This is a genomic window from Phyllobacterium sophorae (assembly GCF_003010965.1).
Taxonomy (GTDB): domain Bacteria; phylum Pseudomonadota; class Alphaproteobacteria; order Rhizobiales; family Rhizobiaceae; genus Phyllobacterium; species Phyllobacterium sophorae.
The window spans coordinates 384,494-406,182 of record NZ_PGGM01000002.1; the positions used below are offsets into that span (position 1 = coordinate 384,494).

Genomic DNA, 21,689 nt, shown 5'->3' on the forward strand with positions numbered 1-21,689 from the left:
CGGGCAGCCCTGTCGCTACAAGCGTTGCGGTCCGCCCCTTCGATGTGAGAAGGGGCCAATTCCGCTTTGGATAAAAAGAAGTCAGAGGCTAAGAAACATGAGTGGCGTCAACGAGATCCGGTCGACATTTCTGAACTATTTCAAGAAGAACGGCCATGAGATCGTGGCGTCGAGCCCGCTTGTTCCGCGCAATGATCCGACGCTGATGTTCACCAATGCGGGCATGGTCCAGTTCAAGAATGTTTTTACCGGCATCGAGCAGCGCCCCTACAACCGCGCCACCACGTCGCAGAAATGCGTGCGCGCTGGCGGCAAGCACAATGACCTCGATAATGTCGGCTATACTGCTCGCCACCACACTTTCTTTGAGATGCTCGGGAATTTCTCCTTCGGCGACTACTTCAAGGAAGAGGCGATATCGCTCGCCTGGAATCTGATCACCAAGGAGTTCGGCCTTCCCAAGGACAAGCTGACGGTCACCGTCTACCACACCGACGATGCCGCTGCCGGGTTCTGGAAGAAGATCGCAGGCCTGCCTGAGGATCGCATCATCCGCATTGCCACCAGCGACAATTTCTGGGCGATGGGCGATACCGGCCCGTGCGGTCCGTGTTCGGAGATTTTCTACGACCATGGCGAAGACATCTGGGGCGGTCCTCCCGGCAGCGCCGATGAAGACGGCGACCGCTTCATCGAGATCTGGAACCTCGTCTTCATGCAGTTCGAGCAGGTAACGAAGGAAGAGCGCATTGATCTGCCGCGTCCGTCCATCGACACTGGCATGGGTCTCGAGCGTCTCGCCGCGGTTCTGCAGGGCAAGCACGACAATTACGATATCGATCTGTTCCAGACGCTGATCCACGCGTCGGAAGAGGCGACAGGTGTGAAAGCCGAGGGCAAGTTCCGCGCCAGCCACCGCGTTATCGCCGATCATCTGCGGTCGTCGAGCTTCCTCATCGCCGACGGTGTTCTGCCCTCCAATGAGGGCCGCGGTTATGTCCTGCGCCGTATCATGCGCCGCGCCATGCGCCATGCGCAGCTGCTTGGTGCCAGGGATCCGTTGATGTGGCGCCTGCTGCCGGCACTTGTGCGCGAAATGGGCCAGGCCTATCCGGAACTGATCCGCGCGGAATCGCTGATCTCGGAAACACTGGAACTGGAAGAAAAGCGTTTTCGCAAGACGCTTGAGCGTGGCCTGAGCCTGCTTGGCGATGCGACGGAAAAGATGGGCGAGGGGGACAGTCTGGACGGCGAAACCGCGTTCAAGCTCTACGATACATTCGGCTTCCCGCTCGACCTGACGCAGGATGCATTGCGCCAGCGCGGGATCACCGTCGATTCGGATGGCTTTGCGGCCGCCATGGAGCGGCAGAAGGCGGAAGCCCGCGCCAGCTGGGCCGGTTCCGGCGATGCCGCTACGGAAACCGTGTGGTTCTCCGTGCGCGACAAGGCCGGTGCCACCGAATTCCTTGGCTATGAGACAGAAAAAGCCGAAGGCATCATCACCGCGATCGTGCAGGACGGCGCGCTTGTTCAAAGCGCCGGGACAGGCGAAGCTGTGTCCATCGTCGTCAACCAGACCCCGTTCTATGGCGAATCCGGTGGCCAGCAGGGTGACACCGGCACGATTACCGGCGATGGATTCAGCGTGACGATTACCGACACGCAGAAGAAGAACGATGTCTTCGTCCATATTGGCAAGGTGACCAAGGGCACCGTGAAGGTCGATGCGCCGGTGGAGCTCAGCGTCGATGGCACGCGCCGCACCCGCATCCGCTCCAACCATTCGGCGACCCACCTGCTGCATGAGGCCCTGCGCGAGACGCTCGGCACCCACGTGGCACAGAAGGGTTCGCTGGTCGCCCCGGACCGCCTGCGGTTCGACTTCTCGCATCCGAAGCCGATTTCGGAAAAGGAACTCGCCGTCATCGAGGATCTCGCCAACGAGATCGTGCTGCAGAACGCGCCGGTAACGACGCGCCTGATGGCAGTCGATGATGCGATCAAGGAAGGCGCCATGGCGCTGTTCGGCGAAAAATATGGCGATGAGGTGCGCGTGGTTTCCATGGGCACGGCGCTGCATGGCGACAAGGCCGGCAAGAGCTATTCGACCGAGTTGTGTGGCGGCACCCATGTGCGCGCCACCGGTGACATCGGCCTTATCCGCGTCGTCTCCGAAGGTGCGGTCGCTGCCGGTGTGCGCCGTCTCGAAGCGCTGACGGGCGAGGCTGCCCGCCGTTACCTCGAAGAACAGGACGAGCGCGTCAAGGCGATCGCCGGTGTACTGAAGTCGTCGCCCGCCGATGCGCTGTCGCGTGTCACGGCGCTGATGGATGAGCGCCGCAAGCTCGAGCGCGAGCTGACGGAGGCACGCAAGCAGTTGGCTCTCGGCGGCGGTTCCGCTTCGGGCGGCGCGCAATCCGAGACCGTCAATGGCGTGGGTTTCATCGGCAAGGTGGTCAGCGGTGTCAATCCGCGTGATCTGAAGCCGCTGGCCGACGATGCGAAGAAGACCGTTGGCTCCGGTGTTGTTACCTTCATCGGCGTGTCGGAAGATGGCAAGGCCAGCGCGGTTGTCGGTGTCACCGACGATCTCGTCGGCAAGTTCAGTGCTGTCGATCTCGTGCGCGTTGCCTCTGCGGCGCTTGGCGGGGCAGGCGGCGGTGGCCGTCCTGACATGGCCCAGGCTGGCGGGCCGGATGGCTCGAAGGCCGAAGCAGCCGTCTCCGCCGTGCGTGAAGCTTTGGCCGGATAATCTTTCTGCTCACCAGCCGCGTGTAACGCGCGGCTGGAAACTATCTCAAGTTGTTATTGGATATTTATTGGTATTTGAGACTTATTGTTGAGGTCTCAATACTTGCGTATTTGCTTTTTACTGTGCCAGAATACTACTGAGAATTACTTGATCCATTTTCACCGACTAACCTGTCCACTTTCAATGCGCTCTCTAACAAAACGCCAGTTTTAGGGCGTCGTTGAGCAGCATCATCGCAAGCTTTCGCCTGACAGAAATGCACTTGGAACCCTGTTTTTTCGGTTGACCACGGGAGAAATCGTGAAGCGCTTACTAAGCCTGGCATTGATTGTCGTCGGCCTGACGTCCTGTGTAGCCAGCCGCCCGCCGCACATAGAAAGCGACGTTCACACTGGTTCCAGCATGGCCTATGGCTCGTACCACAATATCCGGGCAAGTACCGGTGAGCTGGTCATCCGGGCATTTATCTCGTCTAATTCCGATTACGGATTCTCCACGGTATACGGCAGCGATGACAAGATAGGCATTAACGAAGCCTGGAGCTTCGGCAAGAAGTTTCGCTACATCAAAGGTGGAAGTGTCAAAAGGGGCTGTCGCGGTTGCCTGGCGAAGGAAGTCGGTGCTGTAATCCTGAGCGAATCCGAATTCCATTCCGCGGCCGTCAATGGCTTCGAATTTGAGTTGAGTGGAAAGGCTGGAGACGTTACCGGTCAAATTCCGCCTCAGGCGTTCAGCGAAGTATTAGGTCTTCAAGTCAAGCTCAACGCGACCAGCAGCAGTGCAGGTGGGGATGCCCCAGCAAATCAAACCCTCGAAATAGCAACGCCCGATGAAGCCGAGCCGGGTTAAGCAGATGGCTCCGCACGAAAGCCGCGCGCTGCGGCGATATGCATTGGAGCGATGCTGTAGCTGTTCAATCCCGCCAGCACAGTCGGATCATTTTCCGCAAATTGTATGGCCTCGTCGGGGTGCAGCACCTCCAGCAAGGCGATGCCAAACCATCCGTCAGGATCTCGAACCGGCCCGTAGGCCAGCACGGTTCCGGCCTCGAAGTACTCGCCCACATAAGTCATGTGCTGGCGCATCAATTCCTGTTCGTCATCATCCATGTCTTCGGCAAAGGTCGGGCGCGGCGGGATAAGCCGGAAAAAGAACTGCTGCTTGGTCATCGTCTCGCTCCCTGTTCCTGGCGGTGGCGATGGATGATACTTCATAATGGCCCATCGCGGCACGGTTTTTCGCAAAAGACCGCACCGCGAGGCGATTGTTGGCGCCCTATGGCTAAAACAGCGCAAGTATTCAGCGATCTAGCTTGCGAGTTTCTCGCCGGCCTTCATCTCGCTTGCGATCAGCGCACCAAGCCGGGACATACCCGTTTCGATAATCTCGGCATTCGGCAGCGAAAAATTCAAACGTATGGTGTTCCTGCCGCTTCCGTCGGCGTGGAAGGCGCTACCTGGCACAAATGCCACGCGAATTTGTTCGATCGATCGTGCCAGCAGCTGCGCGCCATCCATGCCGGAGGGCAGGGTCAGCCAGACGAACATTCCGCCTTCCGGCTTTGTCCATGTCACCCCTTCCGGCATATGGCGCGTCAAGGCTTGCAGCATGTAGTCGCGGCGCTCCCGGTAGTGGGCGCGGGCCCTTTCAACCTGATTGTCGAAATGCCGTTCCGCAACATGTTGGATGACCATCTGGTTGATGGTCGGGCTGTGCAGGTCTGCGGCCTGCTTGATCAGCACCAGTTTGGTGATGACCGGCTGCGCCGCGCAGACCCAGCCGACGCGCAGACCGGGCGTCAGGGTTTTCGAAAAACTGCCGGAATAGACAACGCGGGTGCGGTCGATATGGCCTTCGCGCTCGATATCCAGTGCCAGCATCGAGGGAACATTCTCTCCCTCGAAGCGCAGGGCCTGATAGGCGGCGTCCTCGATGAGCGGAATGTCCAGCTCATGGGCGAGGTTAACCAGTTTCACGCGATCGTTGCTGCTGATGGTTTCGCCGGTCGGGTTGGAAAAATCTGCGGTCAGATAGGCCAGCTTGACCTGGCCACCTGCTGCCTGTGCGTTGGCGCGGTAGGCGGCCGGGGTCATGTTGCCGCCTTCCGGGATCAGGCGGTCATAGCGCGGCTCATAGGCATTGAAGGCTTGCAGCGCACCGAGATAGGTCGGCCACGTCGTGAGGATCGTGTCGCCGGGGGATACGAACAGCTTGCCGAGATAGTCGAGCGCCTGCTGCGACCCGGTGGTGATGATGATATTGTCGATCGTGCAGGCGACACCCAGCGACGCCATGTGCCGCACCAGCCATTCGCGCAGCGGCTTGTAGCCTTCGCTGACAGAATACTGCAGGGCAGTGTCCGCACTCTCGCCCAAATGGTCATCATAGGCGGCGCGGATCGCATCCTTGGGGAACAGCGCCGGATCGGGGATGCCGCCAGCAAAGGAAAGGATGTCCGGCTGGTCAAGCAGCTTGAGCAGTTCACGAACCTCCGAAGCGCGCATCTTGTTGGCGCGCGCGGCGTATCTGGCATCCCAGTTGTTCATTGCATCCTCCACGAATTCCGGCGGCTCACTCGACTGCAAATAGCATAATATGTCAATAATGCTGTCGTATTTTGTTGAGACTTTCATGAAAAAAAGCCCCGGCAAACCGGGGCTTTTTCAATTTGTAATGGGACGTGCCTCAGGCAGCCATGGCCTTCGACAGGTTTTCGTTGATCTTGTCGAGGAAACCTGTCGTGGACAGCCAGGGCTGGTCCGGGCCGATGAGCAGCGCCAGGTCCTTGGTCATGTAGCCGGCTTCGACCGTGTCGACGCAGACCTTCTCAAGCGTATGGCTGAAGCGTTCGAGTTCCGCATTGCCGTCGAGCTTGGCGCGGTGGGCGAGGCCACGTGTCCAGGCGAAGATCGAGGCGATGGAGTTCGTCGAAGTTTCCTCGCCCTTCTGGTGCTGGCGGTAGTGACGCGTCACTGTGCCGTGCGCCGCTTCGGCTTCCACTGTCTGGCCGTCCGGCGTCATGAGAACCGAAGTCATCAGGCCGAGCGAACCGAAGCCCTGGGCCACGATGTCGGACTGAACGTCGCCATCATAGTTCTTGCAGGCCCAGACATAGCCGCCGGACCACTTCAGCGCCGAAGCCACCATGTCGTCGATCAGGCGATGCTCATAGGTGATCTTCTTGGCCGCGAACTTGTCCTTGAATTCAGCATCGAACACTTCCTGGAAGATATCCTTGAAGCGGCCGTCATAGGCCTTGAGGATAGTGTTCTTTGTGGACAGATAGCACGGGACGCCGCGGTTATAGGCATAGTTGAACGAGGCATGAGCGAAATCGCGGATGGAGTCGTCGAGATTATACATGGCCATGGCAACGCCGGCGCTTGGTGCGTCATAGACTTCGTGTTCGATGGTCTTGCCATCTTCCCCGACGAACTTGATCGACAGCTTGCCCTTGCCGGGGAATTTGAAGTCGGTCGCGCGGTACTGGTCGCCGAAAGCGTGACGGCCGACGATGATCGGCTGGGTCCAGCCCGGCACCAGGCGGGGAACGTTCTTGGCAATGATCGGTTCGCGGAAGATGACGCCGCCCAGAATGTTGCGGATCGTGCCGTTTGGCGACTTCCACATCTTCTTGAGGCCAAACTCTTCAACGCGCTGCTCATCCGGGGTGATGGTGGCGCATTTGACGCCGACGCCGTATTGCTTGATCGCATTCGCCGCATCGATCGTCACCTGATCGTCGGTCGCATCGCGGTGCTCGATCCCAAGGTCGTAATATTTCAGGTCGATGTCGAGGTAAGGATGGATCAGCTTGTCCTTGATATATTGCCAGATGATGCGAGTCATCTCGTCGCCATCGAGCTCGACGACCGGATTTGCAACCTTGATCTTTGCCATGGATGTTCAGCCTCTAATTTGCTGCGTGTGGGAATGTCAGCATCGGTTTTCAATGAGGGTTCGCGCCCCTATAGCACCGTGATTGCAGAACGCAAAGACAGTTGGTCAAGAAGAGGAAGGTTATCGTCGACGTCGATGCCGATTATCTCCCCCTTGGCGGGGGAGAAAGGATTTTCTCGGGTTTAGCCCTTGCTAAATCCTTGGAAAATCCAAGAGAGTGGGTATCTATCTCATACCCCAAATAGCCCCTCACTTGCGATGTCTGGCACTTAGCTGACGCTAAGATGCTGAAATCGCTTTCTCTCCCACAAGGGGGGAGATAATTGGCATCGACCTTCGCGCATCCCTTTGCACGGTAATTGCGCAACGCTGTGGAACGGCACTATCGATACGCAGCATTGCTCATCAAAAAAACGCGAGCTATGACGGCGCAATGTCAAGCAAGGATTGAAAATGGCCGGTACAGACAGACAGCGCACTCTTATTGCAGAAGGTCCAGCGATCATTCTGGTGGAACCGCAACTGCCGGAGAATATCGGCATGGTGGCGCGCGCCATGGCAAATTTCGGTTTGGCGGAACTGCGTCTGGTCAAGCCCCGCGAGGAATTTCCCAATGACAAGGCACGCTCCGCCGCCAGCCGTGCCGACCATATCATTGACGCGGCACAGGTCTTCGACGATCTGCCGTCGGCGATCAAGGACCTTCAATTCGTCTATGCAACCACCGCGCGCGAGCGCGATGCCTTCAAGCAGGTGCGCGGTCCGGTTGAGGCCGGTCAAACCTTGCGCCAGCGCTTCAACAAGGGTGAGAAGACAGGAATTCTTTTCGGGCGGGAACGCATCGGCCTCAATAATGACGAAGTCAGCCTTGCCGATGAGCTGGTGACGTTCCCGGTCAATCCGGCATTCTCGTCGCTGAATATTGCACAGGCGGTTTTGCTCATGTCCTATGAGTGGATGAAATCAGGTCTCGAGAAGCACACCGACACCGCCTTTCGCGGCCCGGAGCTCGAGCCCGCGCCCAAGGAACAGCTGCAGGGCTTCTTTAACCACCTCGAGGACGCGCTGCAGGCGCGCGGTTATTTCCGGCCGATGGCGCGCAAGGAGATCATGGTCAACAATCTGCGCGGCGTGCTCACAAGACCCGGCTTTTCGGACTCCGAATTGAAGCTTCTGCGCGGCGTGCTGGTCTCGCTGGATTATTTCAGCCCGAAGACACCGCGAGGCTCCGGGGCGCCGGAAGGGCGCAAGCGCCAGAAAGTTCCTTCAGAGAAAAAAGCCAGGCAACCTGAAACTGGGGATTCATCAAGCGATGAATGATGTGACAACGGACCGCCCAATCCTTGTCTTCGACAGCGGTATTGGCGGCTTGACGGTGTTGCGCGAAGCGCGCGTGCTGATGCCGGAGCGGCGCTTTGTCTACATCGCCGACGATGCGGGTTTTCCCTATGGCGAATGGGAGGAGGGCGCATTGCGTGCACGCATCGTCGGCCTCTTCGGTGGGCTCATCGCCGAGCATGATCCGGAAATCGCGATCATCGCCTGCAATACAGCCTCCACTCTGGTGCTCGAAGACCTGCGCAAAGCTTATCCCGACGTACCCTTCGTCGGAACGGTCCCGGCGATCAAGCCTGCGGCGGAGCGCACGTCGTCAGGTCTCGTCACTGTCCTCGCCACCCCCGGCACGGTGAAGCGCGCCTATACGCGCGATCTCATCCAGTCCTTTGCCACCAAATGCCATGTGCGCCTTGTCGGCAGCCAGAATCTCGCTCGCCTCGCCGAAGCACATATTCGCGGCGATCCTATCGACGATGAAGCCATTCGTGCTGAAATCGCGCCGTGCTTCTATGAAAAGGATGGCCAGCGCACCGATATCGTCGTGCTGGCCTGTACGCACTACCCCTTCCTCGCCAATGTTTTCCGGCGCCTTGCACCCTGGCCGGTGGACTGGCTTGATCCGGCCGAGGCGATCGCCCGCCGTGCGCTATCCCTGATCAAACCGAACGGCAGGGGCACCGAGCCGGAACATGGCGACGACATAGCCGTCTTCACCTCCGGCAATCCGGATTTCTCGACAAGAAGGCTGATGCAGGGTTTCGGGCTGGATACGGGCGTGATGGCCTGAAAAATTCGAACATACTGAGGCGCCAGCGCACCTCCGGTTGCCGGGACGACGCCGTCATCATCTTCCAGTAGCCCTCAGGCCGTTGCCGCCGCCTCAGCCTTCGCCACGCCACCCAACTCCTGCCTGATCACCGGCGCCACCTTCGTGCCATACAGTTCGATCGCCTTCAGCGTGTTCGCATGCGGCAGACTGCCAAGATCGATCTGCAGCATGAAACGGTCATGCTTGAAGTAGGTGTGCTGCAGCATGATCTTGTCGATCACCTCCTGCGGCGAACCCACCAGCAGCGCGCCGCGCATCGTCCGTCCGGCTTCGTACTGGCCGCGATTGCTCGGCGGCCAGCCGCGCTCGCGGCCGATCTTGTTCATCACCACCTCATAGCTTGGCCAGTATTCGTCCGAAGCCGCCTGCGAGTTCTCGGCGACGTAGCCATGCGAGTTGATGCTGACCTTCAGCTTTTCCGGTGCATGGCCAGCCTTGGCGCCTGCCTCGCGGTAAAGTTCGACCAGCGGCGCGAAGCGGTGCGGCTCGCCGCCAATGATCGCCACCGCCAGCGGCAGGCCGAGCGTGCCGGCGCGGATCACCGATGCCGGTGTGCCGCCAACGGCGATCCAGACGGGCAAGGGATCCTGCAGCGGGCGCGGATAGACGCCGAGATTGTTGAGCGGCGCGCGCAGCTTGCCGCTCCACGTCACATGTTCGCTGGCGCGCAGCTTCAAGAGCAGGTCGAGCTTTTCGGCAAAGAGCTCGTCATAATCGTTGAGATCGTAGCCGAACAGCGGGAACGACTCGATGAAGGAGCCGCGTCCGGCCATGATCTCGGCGCGGCCGGAGGAGATGAGGTCGAGCGTCGCATATTCCTGGAAGACGCGGACCGGATCGTCGGAGCTCAGGACGGTCACGGCGCTGGTCAGGCGGATATTCCTGGTGCGTGCCGCGCCCGCTGCCAGCACAACCGCCGGTGTGGAGATGACGAAATCCGGACGGTGATGTTCGCCGATACCGAAGACGTCGAGCCCGACCTGATCGGCGAGTTCCATCTCTTCGATGAGGTTCTGCATGCGCCGGTGCGCACTGATTGCCACACCGGTCGCAGGATCGGGGCTCATGCCTGCAAATGTATAGATGCCGAGTTCCATCTGTGTACCCTTTGTTCACTGTTGCTGCACAGGTAAGCACAGTTTCAGACGATGTGAAGAACGCACATCGCGGTTGCCGAGGCACCAAAAGGATACCGGATGGGTGGTCTATCTCCCCCCTTGTGGGGAGAGATAACCGGCATCGGCTGTCGCTCCAGATCAATAAGCCACAGTAAATCGCTGCTTGATATGCTTCGGCTTTTCCGCCTCATCGACAATTGCGACGGCCAGGTCGCTGACGCTGATCGCGCTCTTGCCCTCGGCATCGAAAACCGGATGGTCCTTGCCGAGCCGGTACTTGCCGGTACGCTCACCCGGAGCGAGGGCGAAAGGCGGCGACAAGAAGGTCCAGCCGAGTTCGGTCTCGCCGCGCAGATCGTTCAGCGCCTGACGGGCACCAAGCGCGCCTTCCTTGTATTCGGCCGGAAAGCCCTCGCCATCGACGAATTGTCCGCCGGCCTCATTGTAAAGACTGCCCGCACCGCCGACAACGATGAGACGGCCAATGCCTGCCCGCTTGGTTGCTTCGGTGATCGACCTGCTGGCTGCAATGTGGACCGCCTTGATGTCCGGGTTGCCCCAGCCGGGATTGTAGGCGGAAACGACGATGTCGTGGCCTTTAAGCTTGGCGGCGAGATCGGCCGTGTCGAGAGCGTCGGCCTCAACTGCCGTAACGCCATCCAGCTTTTCCACCTTGTCCACGTTGCGAACCAGCGCGGTGACGCTGCCGCCGCGTGCCACGGCCTCTTTGAGGATTTCCGCGCCGACAAAACCCGTGGCACCAATCAATGCGATCTTCATTTCGTTCTCCTTTGATGCAGGTACGCATCGTTTTCTGGTTACTAATAATAACCATGTATGCTAGAAGCTGGAGCTTGAGAAGAACGCACTTTTTCCGTTTCAGGGCACACGGAAGTAACCGCCCTGGCAATATGACGAGGATCGGCATGAGTATTCACGCAAAGACCGAGGGCAAAACGCCTCTGCTGGCAACCATGCCGGCCATGGAATGGGATGGTACCGGCTCCTGTCCGATGCGCGAAGTGCTTGATCTTATCGGCGATTCGTGGAGCCTGCTGACAATCATCAATCTGCAGTCCGGTCCGCGCCGCTTTAACGTGCTGCGGCGAATGATCGAGGGTATCTCCCAGCGCATGTTGACCGTGACGCTGCGCTCGCTGGAGCGTGACGGCCTGGTCACTCGCACGGTCAAGCCGACTTCGCCGCCGGAGGTTACCTATGCGTTGACGGAGATCGGTCATTCGATTGCGGTGCCGATTGGCGCGCTGGGTGAATGGGCGGTCAAAAACCGCGATCATTTGCGCGCTGCGCGCGAGGCATTTGATGAAGCAAGGGTGGATTAGTCACCAACAGCGATCCGTAATCTCTCCCCTTGCGGGAGAGAAAGCGATTTCAGCGTCTTAGCCCTTGCTAAGTGCTAGAAATCGCCAGAGAGCCGAGAAAATCCTTTCTCTCCCACAAAGGGGAGAGATAATCTGCATGAACGTTTGAGCTGGCTGGAACCCCTATCCGCCGGTTGCGTTTTTCTCCCTGTGCAACAATTCACAGGGAGAATGACAATGCCTGCAAAATCCCAGGCCCAGCAAAAGGCAGCCGGTGCGGCGCTTTCCGCCAAGCGCGGACAGACCAGGAAAAGCGAGCTCAAGGGCGCGTCAAAGAGCATGTATGACTCGATGAGCGAGAAGCAACTGGAAGAGTTTGCCGAGACCGATCGCAAGAACCTGCCGAAGAAGAAGACCAAACACTGATCAGGTCCCGGGGGCGCGCACTCATTGGCAGATGCGCGCCTCGCATTTTTTCCCGTGACAGCCGAGATCGAGGTGCAGATTGCCTTGATGGGCGGCGTCTCCATCCGGGCCGATCACCGTCATGAACCGGTCGCAGCTTGCCTTGTGCAGCGAACGCCAAAAGGTCTGCTCCTCGGGCTTGCCCTTCCAGCCTGAGCCAAGTTCCGTGGTCTTGCCGTTCTTGAATTTGAACGAGACGATATCGACGGCATTGGCGAAAGCGTGTTCCGAGACCCGGCCCTTGTGGCCATTATTGACCTTGCGGCACTGATAGTCCGAACCAGTGGTAATGCTTTCGATCTCCGCTCCGAAATTGGCCTGTGCCTCCTTCTGTACCTCGACGACCCACGTCGCCAAAGAACTGGCCATGGCGCAATTCGTGGTGACGGGAGCAGCGAATTTCACCGGGTTGTCCTTGCCAATGGCGGTGACCTTCAACGGCGAGCGCTCGCCGCAGACGCCCTCGGAGAGCGGCGGAATAATTTCACCCTGAACATCGCCATTCATGATGGCAGGACAGGCATTCTGGTAGACGCGGTCGGGCGAAGTCGAGGGGTCGGCCTTCTCGGCGCCTTCTTCGTGATCGGCCTTGCCTTCGTCAGTGTCAGCGGCACGAGCTTTCGGCAACGGGTTCGGTCCCAGCTGCTCGGCCGGTTTTGGCGGTGCCTCAGGCTTCTCCACCGGTTTCGCTTCAGCGGCCGGCTTCTCGTCAGGGACGGGCGTCGTTTGGGGATCGGCCTTCTGTATTCCCCCAGCGGGCTTTTCCTCGGGCTTCGGTGCTTCCGGCGTCTCGGCCGCGCGAGGATTGGCCTCCGGTATTGGCGGCACGGCTGGGAGGGGGACTGCAGGCTGGGGTATACTCCTGGTACGATGTCCTCGCCTGTGCCGCGCGTCCGCATCACCGGCAGAACTGATGAGGATCGTACTTGCAATACAGGCGGTGAGGGATAGAAGAACGAGTGTCGAGAAACGCGACTGCCGCGAGAATAGGGTCATTACCGGCTCTACTCCTGTTGAGCTTAGGTCGTAAACTCGTGAATAGGGTCGAAATGGTCATTGTCGATCCTATTCATGAGCTCACGACCTGACCCTAACGTCTGAATTGTGGCAGCGGTTTCAAATTATATGATCCGCTGAAACATGTGGGGCTGGGTCGGAGCGCAGAAAACGTCATTTGCAGGCCGTCAGAGCGTGAATACCAACAGGCCCTGGCTTGACATCACAGAACCTTCACACTAGAAGCCACCCCAGCGCAGGGCTCAACGGCTCTGCGTTTCATTTGACGTGTCCCGTGAGTGATTTCGCAAAGCGTGCGTGAATCATTCTGTCAGTCTTCACAAACAGGAGGCAGAGGAGGGCGCGTTTCCTTGAATCGAAGTGTGAACTTCGATTCGTATTTGTTTGAAAGGAAATGCGATGAGCAAGCGCGAATCGTCCAAGTATAAAATTGACCGCCGTCTTGGCGAAAACATCTGGGGCCGTCCGAAGTCCCCGGTAAACCGCCGTGAATATGGCCCCGGCCAGCACGGTCAGCGCCGCAAGAGCAAGCTGAGCGATTTCGGTGTTCAGCTGCGCGCAAAGCAGAAGCTCAAGGGTTTCTACGGCGACATTTCGGAAAAGCAGTTCCGCAAGACCTATGAAGAAGCCGCTCGCCGCAAGGGCGACACCGGTGAGCAGCTGATCGGTCTGCTCGAGTCGCGTCTGGATGCGATCGTGTACCGCGCCAAGTTCGTTCCGACGATCTTTGCAGCGCGTCAGTTCGTCAACCACGGCCACGTCAACGTCAACGGCCGCCGCACCAACATCCAGTCCTACATCTGCAAGGCTGGCGATGTTATCGAAGTGCGCGAGAAGTCGAAGCAGCTCGTTATCGTTCTGGAATCGGTTCAGCTCGCTGAACGCGACGTTCCCGACTACCTTGAAGTCGATCACAACAAGATGGTTGCCAAGTACAACCGCGTTCCGGCCTTCTCCGATGTGCCATACGCTGTACAGATGGAACCGAACCTGGTTGTCGAATTCTATTCGCGTTAATCTATCTTCCGTTTAAGAAAAGCCGCCCCGGAGAGATCTTGGGCGGCTTTTTGTTATTCCAACCGGAGTCCCGGCATGACCGACCTTCAAGACGTCGTCGACAGTGTCCATCACGATCTTGCCGCTCGCATCGGCGAGGGCAAGCTTGCTGACTATATTCCCGAGCTTGCGACGGTCGACCCGAAGCAGTTCGGCATTGCGCTGGTGACAGTCGACGGAAAGGTGCACGCAGCCGGTGACGCGGAAACTGCTTTTTCAATTCAGAGCATCTCGAAAGTCTTCACGCTGACCCTGGCGCTCGGCAAGATCGGCGATGGACTGTGGAAGCGCGTCGGTCGTGAGCCATCGGGCAATGCCTTCAATTCCATCGTCCAGCTCGAGCAGGAAAAGGGCAAGCCGCGCAATCCCTTCATCAATGCCGGTGCAATCGCAGTTGCCGATGTTGTGCTGGCCGGGCATCTGCCCAAGGAAGCCATTGGCGAAATCGTGCAATTCATCCGCCATCTTTCCGATGACGAGAGCATTGCCATCGATCACAATGTCGCCCGATCGGAGACGCAGACCGGCTATCGTAACGTGGCTCTGGCCAATTTCATGCGGGCATTTGGCAATCTCAATCATCCGGTCGAGCACGTGCTTGGCGTCTATTTTCACCATTGCGCCATTGCCATGTCGTGCCGTCAGCTGGCCCATGCGGGGCTCTATCTCGCTTCCGCCGGACGCAATCCGCTCAGTGGCGGCAGCGTGGTGTCGTCCAGTCGCGCCCGCCGCATTAATGCGTTGATGCTGATGTGCGGGCATTACGACGGTTCGGGAGATTTTGCTTACCGCGTCGGCCTCCCGGGTAAAAGCGGTGTCGGGGGCGGCATCCTCGCCATTGCTCCGGGCAAGGCTTCGATTGCCGTCTGGTCGCCTGGGCTGAATGAAAACGGCAATTCGCTGCTTGGTTCGGCGGCGCTGGAACTCCTGGCGCAGCGCACCGGCTGGTCGGTGTTCGGGCAGTAGTTTCAAAGATTTGCATCACCACGCATGGCACGTTTGCAACAAGAGTTGGCTGAAGCTATAAGCGTCGCGCAACGAGGTGTTCACATGACAATTCATGAGCCAGATCTAAGCGACGCCGCCGGTTGCCACCCGATGTTCCTCGGCGTGCCATCCAATGTCGAGTTCAACAAGTTGCGCAAGCGTCTGCTGCGCAATACGAGGCAAGCGCTCGAGGATTTCGCCTTGGTGAAGCCGGGTGAACGCTGGCTCGTCGGCCTTTCCGGCGGCAAGGATTCCTATGGTCTCCTCGCGCTGCTGCTCGATCTGAAATGGCGCGGGCTGCTGCCGGTAGAGCTGCTCGCCTGCAATCTCGACCAGGGGCAGCCGAATTTTCCCAAGCACGTCCTGCCGGATTTCCTCAAGGCAAACGGCATCGAGCACCGCATCGAATACAGGGACACCTATTCCATCGTCACCGGCAAGATTGCGGAAAACCAGACCTATTGCTCGCTTTGCTCGCGGCTGCGGCGCGGTCATCTCTATCGCGTAGCGCGCGAGGAGGGCTGTTCGGCGCTGGTCCTTGGGCATCACCGCGAGGATATTCTTGAAACCTTCCTGATGAACCTCTTCCATGGCGGACGCCTTGCCGCGATGCCGCCGAAGCTGCTCAACGACGAAGGCGACCTGATGTTGCTGCGGCCGCTCAGCTATTGCGCCGAAGAGGATCTGGAAAAGTTCGCAGCGGCCATGCAGTTCCCGATTATCCCCTGCGATCTCTGCGGCAGTCAGGATGGGCTGCAGCGCAACATGATGAAGGCGATGCTTGCCGATATCGAAAAGCGTATGCCGGGCCGCAAGGAGATCATGATCCGCGCGCTGGCCAATACGCGCCCGAGCCATCTGCTCGACCGCAAGATATTTGATTTTGCGGGGTTGGTGACGAGCTAATGTAATCGGCATTGCTGTGAACTAAAGTTCAATTGAATGGCGTGAATAGTCATGCAACGCTTGGTCTCTCCCCGAGGGGAGAGAAAGCGATTTCGGTACCTTGGGTTTGAGCGAAGCGAAGACGCAAGTGCCAGAAATCGCAAGTGAGGGGATTCTAGGGAGATAGCCATTCACAGGATCGTCCCACCAAAGAACCGTAGATTTGCGCGGGAAATGCGCAAAGACCCGACGTTGGCGGAAAACATTCTGTGGCAAGCTCTACGCAACAGGCAGTTGAACGGTTTGAAATTCAAGCGGCAGCTTCCATACGATCGTTACATCCTGGATTTTATCTGCCTTGAATCGCGGTTGATCATCGAGCTTGACGGCGATCAGCACTCGGATTCCATCGCTGATTCTAGCCGGGATGCCCATTTCGCTCGCCTCGGTTACAAAACGCTGCGCTTCTGGAATGATGAGATCGTGACGAATCTTGACGGTGCATGCTCACAGATCTTGCATGAAGCCAATGTGCGGCGAAAGCTTTTGAATAGCCCCTCACTTGCGATTTCTGGCACTTAAGCCGATTTCGCTCCGCTGTGCGTCGCTCGGCTCAAGCGACCGAAATCGCTTTCTCTCCCCAAGGGGAGAGATTAAGAGCTCCATGCTCGTGGCGCGTATCCATGCAAGTACCACATTGGATCAACGGTTCTACAATTGCTCACACCGGCTTGTTGTGCGGCTGGAACAGTTTCCCCCGCTCGGCAATGAGCACGAAGATCAGGCCGATCAGCGACAGCACGAAAAACCCTGCGACCAGAGGCAGTGTCGTGCCGTCATAGGCCTGTCCGATCAATGCGCCGATAGCGCCGCCGCCCGCGGTGCTCATGAAGCCAAGTACGGACGACGCCGTGCCGGCCACGTGGCCAAGCGGTTCCATCGCCAGCGAGTTGAAGTTGGATCCGATCCAGCCGAACTGGAACATCGCCAGGGCAAACAAGAGCATATAAAGCGCGAACGGTGTGGGTTGCGGCCCGAACAAGGTCAGCAGCAGCCACAGCCCGTTAATGCCCATGAAGGCGAGGAGCGCACCGTGCGACAGCCGGCGCATGCCGAAGCGTCCGACGAACCGCGAATTCACGAAGGACGAAAACGCCATCATGATCGCGACGGCGGAAAAGGCGACAGGAAACCAGACGCCCAGATCATAGATCCCCACATAGATCTGCTGCGCCGAGTTGATGAAGCCGAACAGGGCGCCAAAGATGAAGGAACTCGCCAGCGTATAGCACAGCGCCACACGGTTGGTGAGAACGATCTGGAACCCTCGCGCCACCGATTTCAATGTGAACGGGCGCACGTCCGCCGGATCCAGCGTCTCGGGAAGGCGGATATAGACCCACACAAGCACCGCGCTGGCGATGGCAGCCATGAAGATGAAGATCAGGTGCCAGTTGCCGAACAGCATCACCGCCTGGCCGGTGCCCGGTGCAATGACCGGGACGACCATGAATACCATCATGATCAGCGACATGACTTCGGCCATCATCCGACCGCCATAGACGTCGCGGACAACGGAAATCGTGATGACCCGTGTCGCTGCAGATCCGATGCCCTGCAGCAACCGGAACAACAGGAGTGAAGTAAAGCTCGGAACGAAGACGCAGGCGATCGCCGAGATGATGTAGATCACCAGCCCCGTAAACATGGGCACCCGCCGGCCGAAGCGGTCGGAGAGGGGGCCGTAGAACAGCTGGGAGATCGCAAAGCCCATCAGATAGGCGGAGATCACATATTGCCGGTGATTTTCGCTGGTCACGCCGAGGCTGGCGCCGATTTGCTGCAGGCCGGGCAGCATGATGTCGATGGCCAGGGCATTGATAGCCATCAGCATCGCCATCATCGCGATGAATTCAACCTTGCCCATCCCCTTCAGGCGAGGAGCGGACGTGTTCGTAGGGGCATCCATGATGAGACCTGCAAAATATCAAACAAAGACAAAGGCGTCGGGACGGCCGACGCCTTTAACATTGAGATTCCGGAATGCTCCGGAACCAATTGAACTTATTGCGTAATCAGGCGGCCTTGGTGGCGACGCCCTTTTCGCTCAGGAGGGTCTGCAACTCGCCCGCCTGGAACATTTCGCGGATAATGTCGCAACCGCCGACAAATTCACCCTTCACATAAAGCTGAGGAATGGTCGGCCAGTTGGAGTAATCCTTGATGCCCTGGCGCAGTTCGTTGGAGGAGAGGACGTTCACGCCCTTGTAGTCGACGCCGATGTAATCGAGGATCTGCACGACCTGACCGGAAAAACCGCATTGCGGGAAACCGGGGGTGCCTTTCATGAAGAGAACGACGTCGTTGCTCTTGACTTCATTGGCGATGAATTCGTTGATACCGCTCATTTCGGGTCCTTTCGCGGCCGCGCGGGGAGGAATCGCGGCCAAAAAATGCTTTCGAGGCTATTTTACCTCATCTCTTTGCCCAGAAAAAGCACGATGGGCGCGCGAACGCAAGTCAAACTATGGCGCGCGGGTGTTACTCCGGCGCGCTGGTCTGCAGGGCGAGGGCATGCAGAACCCCGCCCATATTGCCCTTCAGCGCATCGTAGACCATCTGGTGCTGCTGCACGCGCGACTTGCCGCGAAAGCTCTCCGCGACGACTTCGGCGGCATAATGATCACCATCACCGGCGAGATCGCGTATCGTCACCTTTGCATCCGGAATGGCGTCCCGAATCATTTTTTCGATATCGCGCGCGTCCATTGCCATCTCGTTCTCTCCTCAGGCGGCCTGTATATTATCGTCCGCCTGACCGCTCATATAGTCAGGGAACCACGATTCGTGTGCTTTTGTCAGGTCTGCTACAGATATGGAGAGTAGACGCCCAATCGTCAATGCATTGCCGCCAACTGTCCCGAGCTTGCGGAACGGAACGCCGCAACCTTCAGCATTCAGCGTGATGATGTTGGCCATCTCCGGCGAGGCAGCGACGAGATAGCGCGCCTGGTCTTCGCCGAAGAGCAGGGCGTGCGGGGTAGTCTCGCCGATCTCGACGCTCGCGCCCTTGCCCGAAGACATGCACATTTCGCTGAGGGCGATCGCCAGGCCGCCGTCGGAAAGATCGTGGCAGGCCGTGACCTGTTCGTTGCGAATGGCGGAGCGCACGAAATTGCCGTTGCGTCGCTCTGCGACAAGATCAACGGCCGGAGCCGGACCGTCGGCGCGGCCATGCAGGTCGCGCAGGTAGATCGACTGACCGAGGTGCGTACCATCGCCGCCAAGCAGGACCAGCACGTCGCCATCGCGCATGCCGCCGATCCTGGCGGTCTTTGTCCAGTCCGGGATGAGGCCCACGCCGGCAATGGTCGGCGTCGGCAAGATCGCCTGGCCATTGGTCTCGTTGTAGAGCGAGACATTGCCCGATACGATCGGGAAGGCCAATGCGCGGCAGGCGTCGCCGATGCCGCCGACAGCCTTGACGAGCTGGCCCATGATTTCCGGCCGTTCCGGATTGCCGAAGTTGAGGTTGTCGGTCGCGGCCAATGGTTCCGCGCCGACGGCGGTGAGGTTGCGCCAGCATTCGGCGACCGCCTGCTTGCCGCCCTCATAGGGGTCGGCTTCGCAATAGCGCGGTGTGACGTCGGAAGAAAAGGCGAGCGCCTTGCTCCGGTGGCCTTCGACACGCACGACACCGGCGTCGCCGCCGGGAAGCTGCAGCGAATTGCCCTGGATCAGCGTGTCATATTGTTCATAGACCCAGCGGCGCGAGGAGAGATCGGGTGAGCCGATCATCTGCAGCAGCGCCGCGCCGTAGTCTGCGACTTCAGGAACATTGGCGGCGGGGAGCGGCGCATGCTTGCCCGGCTCCATCCACGGACGGCCATATTCCGGCGCCTGATCGCCGAGATCCTTGATCGGCAGATTGGCGACTTCCTCGCCATCATGCAGCACGCGGAAGCGCAGATCGTCGGTCGTATGACCGACAATGGCGAAATCCAGGCCCCACTTCCTGAAGATGCCTTCGGCTTCGTCTTCCTTTTCGGGGCGCAGCACCATGAGCATGCGTTCCTGGCTTTCGGACAGCATCATTTCATAGGCGGTCATGCGTTCTTCGCGCACGGGAACGGAATTGAGATTGAGCTCGATGCCGAGATTGCCCTTGGCGCCCATTTCGACGGCCGAGCAGGTGAGGCCGGCCGCGCCCATGTCCTGAATGGCGATGACAGCGCCGGAAGCCATGAGTTCGAGCGAGGCTTCAAGCAGGCATTTTTCGGTGAAGGGATCGCCCACCTGCACTGTCGGGCGCTTTTCGTCGATCAATTCGTCGAATTCCGCCGATGCCATCGTCGCGCCGCCGACGCCGTCACGGCCGGTCTTTGCGCCGAGATAGACGACGGGAAGGCCGACGCCCTTGGCTTCCGACAGGAAGATCGCGTCGGTCTTGGCGAGACCCGCAGCAAAGGCATTGACGAGAATATTGCCATTGTAGCGGGCGTCGAAATTGACCTCGCCGCCAACCGTCGGCACGCCGAACGAGTTGCCATAGCCGCCAACGCCTTCGACGACACCGGATACGAGGTGACGTGTCTTCGGATGCGAGGGTTCGCCAAAGCGCAGCGCATTCATCGCGGCAATCGGGCGTGCGCCCATGGTGAACACATCGCGCAGGATACCGCCAACGCCTGTCGCCGCACCCTGATAGGGCTCGATATAGGACGGGTGATTGTGGCTCTCCATCTTGAAGACCACGCAATCGCCGTCGCCGATATCGACGACGCCAGCATTTTCACCAGGCCCCTGGATGACCTGCGGTCCGGTGGTCGGCAGCGTCCGCAGCCACTTCTTCGAGGATTTGTACGAGCAGTGCTCGTTCCACATGGCGGAAAAGATTCCAAGCTCGGTGAAGCTTGGCTCGCGCCCGATCAGGTCGAGGATGCGTTGATATTCATCCGGCTTCAGCCCATGCGAGGCAACGAGTTCCGGTGTGATCTTGACGGTGTTGGAAATGGTCATGGGTCCTGGAATATCCGTGCGCGGTTCGACTAGCTCACCATGAGGGGCGGCTTTTGGCCTCTCTTTAACCCATGTAGTGCTGCGGCGCGACAGGAAAATGGTTGGAATCAACAGAGAGGCTCAGTGGCGCTTGTTCGCATTGACGGCCAAGCGTAACTTCTTCCGGCACAAGCAATAAATGCCGTTTTTTGAAAGGGAAACAAAATGTCGGGAAGACTGGCGGGCAAGGTGGCGATCATTTCCGGCGGAGCGACCGGAATGGGCGGGGCAGCATCCAGGCTCTTCGCAGCGGAGGGCGCAAAAGTGGCGATTATCGACCGCAATGAACAGGCGTCCGCGGCGACGGTATCGGAGATCGCCGCCGCCGGCGGGCAGGCTGCGTATTTCGTCGCCGATGTCTCAGATGAAGCGCAGGTGCAAAAGGCGGTCGCCGGTGCGGCTCAGGCGTTCGGCAATGTCACAGTGCTTTTCAATCATGCCGGTACGATTGTGATCAAGCCGTTCCTGGAAACGACGGTGGAAGAATGGGATTGGCTGCACGCGGTCAATGTGCGCTCGATGTATCTGATGACGCGCGCCGTCATTCCCCACATGCTTGAGGCCGGTGGCGGGTCGATCGTCTGCACCTCGTCCATTTCAGCTGTCGCGGCCACGCCGATGGAAGTGCTTTACGATACGACCAAGGGCGCCTGCCACATGTTCGCGCGGGCCATTGCAGTCGAATTTCGCGACCGCAATATCCGCTGCAACGCGGTCTGCCGGGCTTCATCCGGACGCCGCATGGCCTGCGCGAAGTGGATGAACTGCAGAAGAGGGGCGTCGACGTCTCGGACGAGGCGATGACCGCGGCACAAGGGCGTATCGGCGAGCCGGAGGAAGTGGCGCGGGCCGCCCTGTTCCTTGCCAGCGACGAGGCGAGCTTCATTACCGGCACGCACCTCTTCGTCGACAATGGGTTTACGGCGATCTGAGGCGAAGCGTGTTCGATACAGTTCTTG

General features: G+C 59.0%; 20 protein-coding genes and 1 pseudogene. 11 read left to right on the forward strand and 10 right to left on the reverse strand.

Features of this window, described 5'->3' with window-relative positions; genetic code table 11:
* Positions 1-97 precede the first annotated feature (97 nt).
* Both alaS and CU103_RS05785 read left to right on the forward strand, forming a co-directional pair.
* On the forward strand, positions 98-2,755 hold the full coding sequence (gene alaS / locus CU103_RS05780) for an alanine--tRNA ligase (protein WP_106662975.1): 2,658 nt from the start codon (positions 98-100) through the stop codon (positions 2,753-2,755).
* Positions 2,756-3,055: 300 nt separating this feature from the next.
* Positions 3,056-3,604 carry a hypothetical protein gene (locus tag CU103_RS05785; protein WP_146147749.1) on the forward strand — a complete coding sequence of 183 codons (549 nt, stop codon included), beginning with the start codon at positions 3,056-3,058 and terminating at the stop codon, positions 3,602-3,604.
* On the opposite strand, the gene CU103_RS05790 is transcribed toward CU103_RS05785, so the two are convergent.
* From CU103_RS05790 to CU103_RS05800, 3 genes are all read right to left on the reverse strand, one after another.
* Complete coding sequence (locus CU103_RS05790; RefSeq protein ID WP_106662977.1) at positions 3,601-3,924, reverse strand: YciI family protein; 324 nt, start codon at positions 3,922-3,924, stop codon at positions 3,601-3,603. The genes CU103_RS05785 and CU103_RS05790 overlap by 4 nt on opposite strands.
* 138 nt (positions 3,925-4,062) lie before the next feature.
* A complete protein-coding gene (locus tag CU103_RS05795; RefSeq protein WP_106663317.1) occupies positions 4,063-5,301 on the reverse strand; it encodes an aminotransferase-like domain-containing protein in 1,239 nt (412 codons plus the stop codon).
* A 139-nt stretch (positions 5,302-5,440) separates the two neighbouring features.
* Entirely contained in the window at positions 5,441-6,655 is a 1,215-nt protein-coding gene (locus tag CU103_RS05800) for an NADP-dependent isocitrate dehydrogenase (RefSeq protein WP_106662978.1), read from the reverse strand.
* 453 nt (positions 6,656-7,108) lie between these two features.
* On the opposite strand from CU103_RS05800, the gene CU103_RS05805 reads away from it, so the two are divergent.
* Positions 7,109-7,975, forward strand: a complete 867-nt coding sequence (locus tag CU103_RS05805) for an RNA methyltransferase (RefSeq protein WP_106662979.1) — start codon at positions 7,109-7,111, stop codon at positions 7,973-7,975.
* Positions 7,968-8,780 carry a glutamate racemase gene (murI, locus tag CU103_RS05810; RefSeq protein WP_106662980.1) on the forward strand — a complete coding sequence of 271 codons (813 nt, stop codon included), beginning with the start codon at positions 7,968-7,970 and terminating at the stop codon, positions 8,778-8,780. Before CU103_RS05805 ends, murI begins: the two co-directional genes overlap by 8 nt.
* 74 nt (positions 8,781-8,854) lie before the next feature.
* On the opposite strand, the gene CU103_RS05815 is transcribed toward murI, so the two are convergent.
* Together CU103_RS05815 and CU103_RS05820 are read right to left on the reverse strand one after the other, a co-directional pair.
* Positions 8,855-9,919, reverse strand: a complete 1,065-nt coding sequence (locus CU103_RS05815) for an LLM class flavin-dependent oxidoreductase (protein ID WP_106662981.1) — start codon at positions 9,917-9,919, stop codon at positions 8,855-8,857.
* Between the two features lie 159 nt (positions 9,920-10,078).
* A complete protein-coding gene (locus tag CU103_RS05820) occupies positions 10,079-10,720 on the reverse strand; it encodes an NAD(P)-dependent oxidoreductase (protein ID WP_106662982.1) in 642 nt (213 codons plus the stop codon).
* Between the two features lie 146 nt (positions 10,721-10,866).
* On the opposite strand from CU103_RS05820, the gene CU103_RS05825 reads away from it, so the two are divergent.
* Both CU103_RS05825 and CU103_RS05830 read left to right on the forward strand, forming a co-directional pair.
* Positions 10,867-11,283: a winged helix-turn-helix transcriptional regulator gene (locus tag CU103_RS05825; protein WP_106663318.1), complete on the forward strand. Its 417-nt coding sequence runs from the start codon at positions 10,867-10,869 to the stop codon at positions 11,281-11,283.
* A gap of 216 nt (positions 11,284-11,499) precedes the next feature.
* Positions 11,500-11,688 (forward strand): DUF3008 family protein, encoded by a 189-nt coding sequence (locus CU103_RS05830; RefSeq protein ID WP_106662983.1) that lies wholly within the window; start codon positions 11,500-11,502, stop codon positions 11,686-11,688.
* A 21-nt stretch (positions 11,689-11,709) separates the two neighbouring features.
* On the opposite strand, the gene CU103_RS32465 is transcribed toward CU103_RS05830, so the two are convergent.
* On the reverse strand, positions 11,710-12,723 hold the full coding sequence (locus CU103_RS32465) for an extensin family protein (protein ID WP_106662984.1): 1,014 nt from the start codon (positions 12,721-12,723) through the stop codon (positions 11,710-11,712).
* Between the two features lie 420 nt (positions 12,724-13,143).
* Between CU103_RS32465 and rpsD the strand changes: the two genes are divergently transcribed.
* The 4 genes from rpsD (at position 13,144) to CU103_RS05855 (ending at position 16,254) form a co-directional block, all read left to right on the forward strand.
* Positions 13,144-13,761, forward strand: coding sequence for a 30S ribosomal protein S4 (gene rpsD, locus CU103_RS05840; protein WP_106662985.1), 618 nt, complete (start codon positions 13,144-13,146; stop codon positions 13,759-13,761).
* 75 nt (positions 13,762-13,836) lie between these two features.
* Positions 13,837-14,766 carry a glutaminase gene (locus CU103_RS05845; protein WP_106662986.1) on the forward strand — a complete coding sequence of 310 codons (930 nt, stop codon included), beginning with the start codon at positions 13,837-13,839 and terminating at the stop codon, positions 14,764-14,766.
* An 84-nt stretch (positions 14,767-14,850) separates the two neighbouring features.
* Positions 14,851-15,693 carry a tRNA 2-thiocytidine(32) synthetase TtcA gene (gene ttcA, locus CU103_RS05850; protein ID WP_106662987.1) on the forward strand — a complete coding sequence of 281 codons (843 nt, stop codon included), beginning with the start codon at positions 14,851-14,853 and terminating at the stop codon, positions 15,691-15,693.
* A 177-nt stretch (positions 15,694-15,870) separates the two neighbouring features.
* On the forward strand, positions 15,871-16,254 hold the full coding sequence (locus CU103_RS05855; protein ID WP_342588894.1) for an endonuclease domain-containing protein: 384 nt from the start codon (positions 15,871-15,873) through the stop codon (positions 16,252-16,254).
* Between the two features lie 139 nt (positions 16,255-16,393).
* On the opposite strand, the gene CU103_RS05860 is transcribed toward CU103_RS05855, so the two are convergent.
* The 4 genes from CU103_RS05860 to purL form a co-directional block, all read right to left on the reverse strand.
* On the reverse strand, positions 16,394-17,599 hold the full coding sequence (locus CU103_RS05860) for a multidrug effflux MFS transporter (RefSeq protein WP_106662989.1): 1,206 nt from the start codon (positions 17,597-17,599) through the stop codon (positions 16,394-16,396).
* A 148-nt stretch (positions 17,600-17,747) separates the two neighbouring features.
* Positions 17,748-18,080 (reverse strand): Grx4 family monothiol glutaredoxin, encoded by a 333-nt coding sequence (grxD, locus tag CU103_RS05865; protein ID WP_106663319.1) that lies wholly within the window; start codon positions 18,078-18,080, stop codon positions 17,748-17,750.
* A 133-nt stretch (positions 18,081-18,213) separates the two neighbouring features.
* A complete protein-coding gene (locus CU103_RS05870; protein ID WP_099998651.1) occupies positions 18,214-18,447 on the reverse strand; it encodes a BolA/IbaG family iron-sulfur metabolism protein in 234 nt (77 codons plus the stop codon).
* Positions 18,448-18,459: 12 nt separating this feature from the next.
* Complete coding sequence (gene purL, locus CU103_RS05875) at positions 18,460-20,691, reverse strand: phosphoribosylformylglycinamidine synthase subunit PurL (protein WP_106662990.1); 2,232 nt, start codon at positions 20,689-20,691, stop codon at positions 18,460-18,462.
* A gap of 204 nt (positions 20,692-20,895) precedes the next feature.
* On the opposite strand from purL, the pseudogene CU103_RS05880 reads away from it, so the two are divergent.
* Positions 20,896-21,662, forward strand: a pseudogene (locus tag CU103_RS05880) (SDR family NAD(P)-dependent oxidoreductase).
* Positions 21,663-21,689 lie beyond the last annotated feature (27 nt).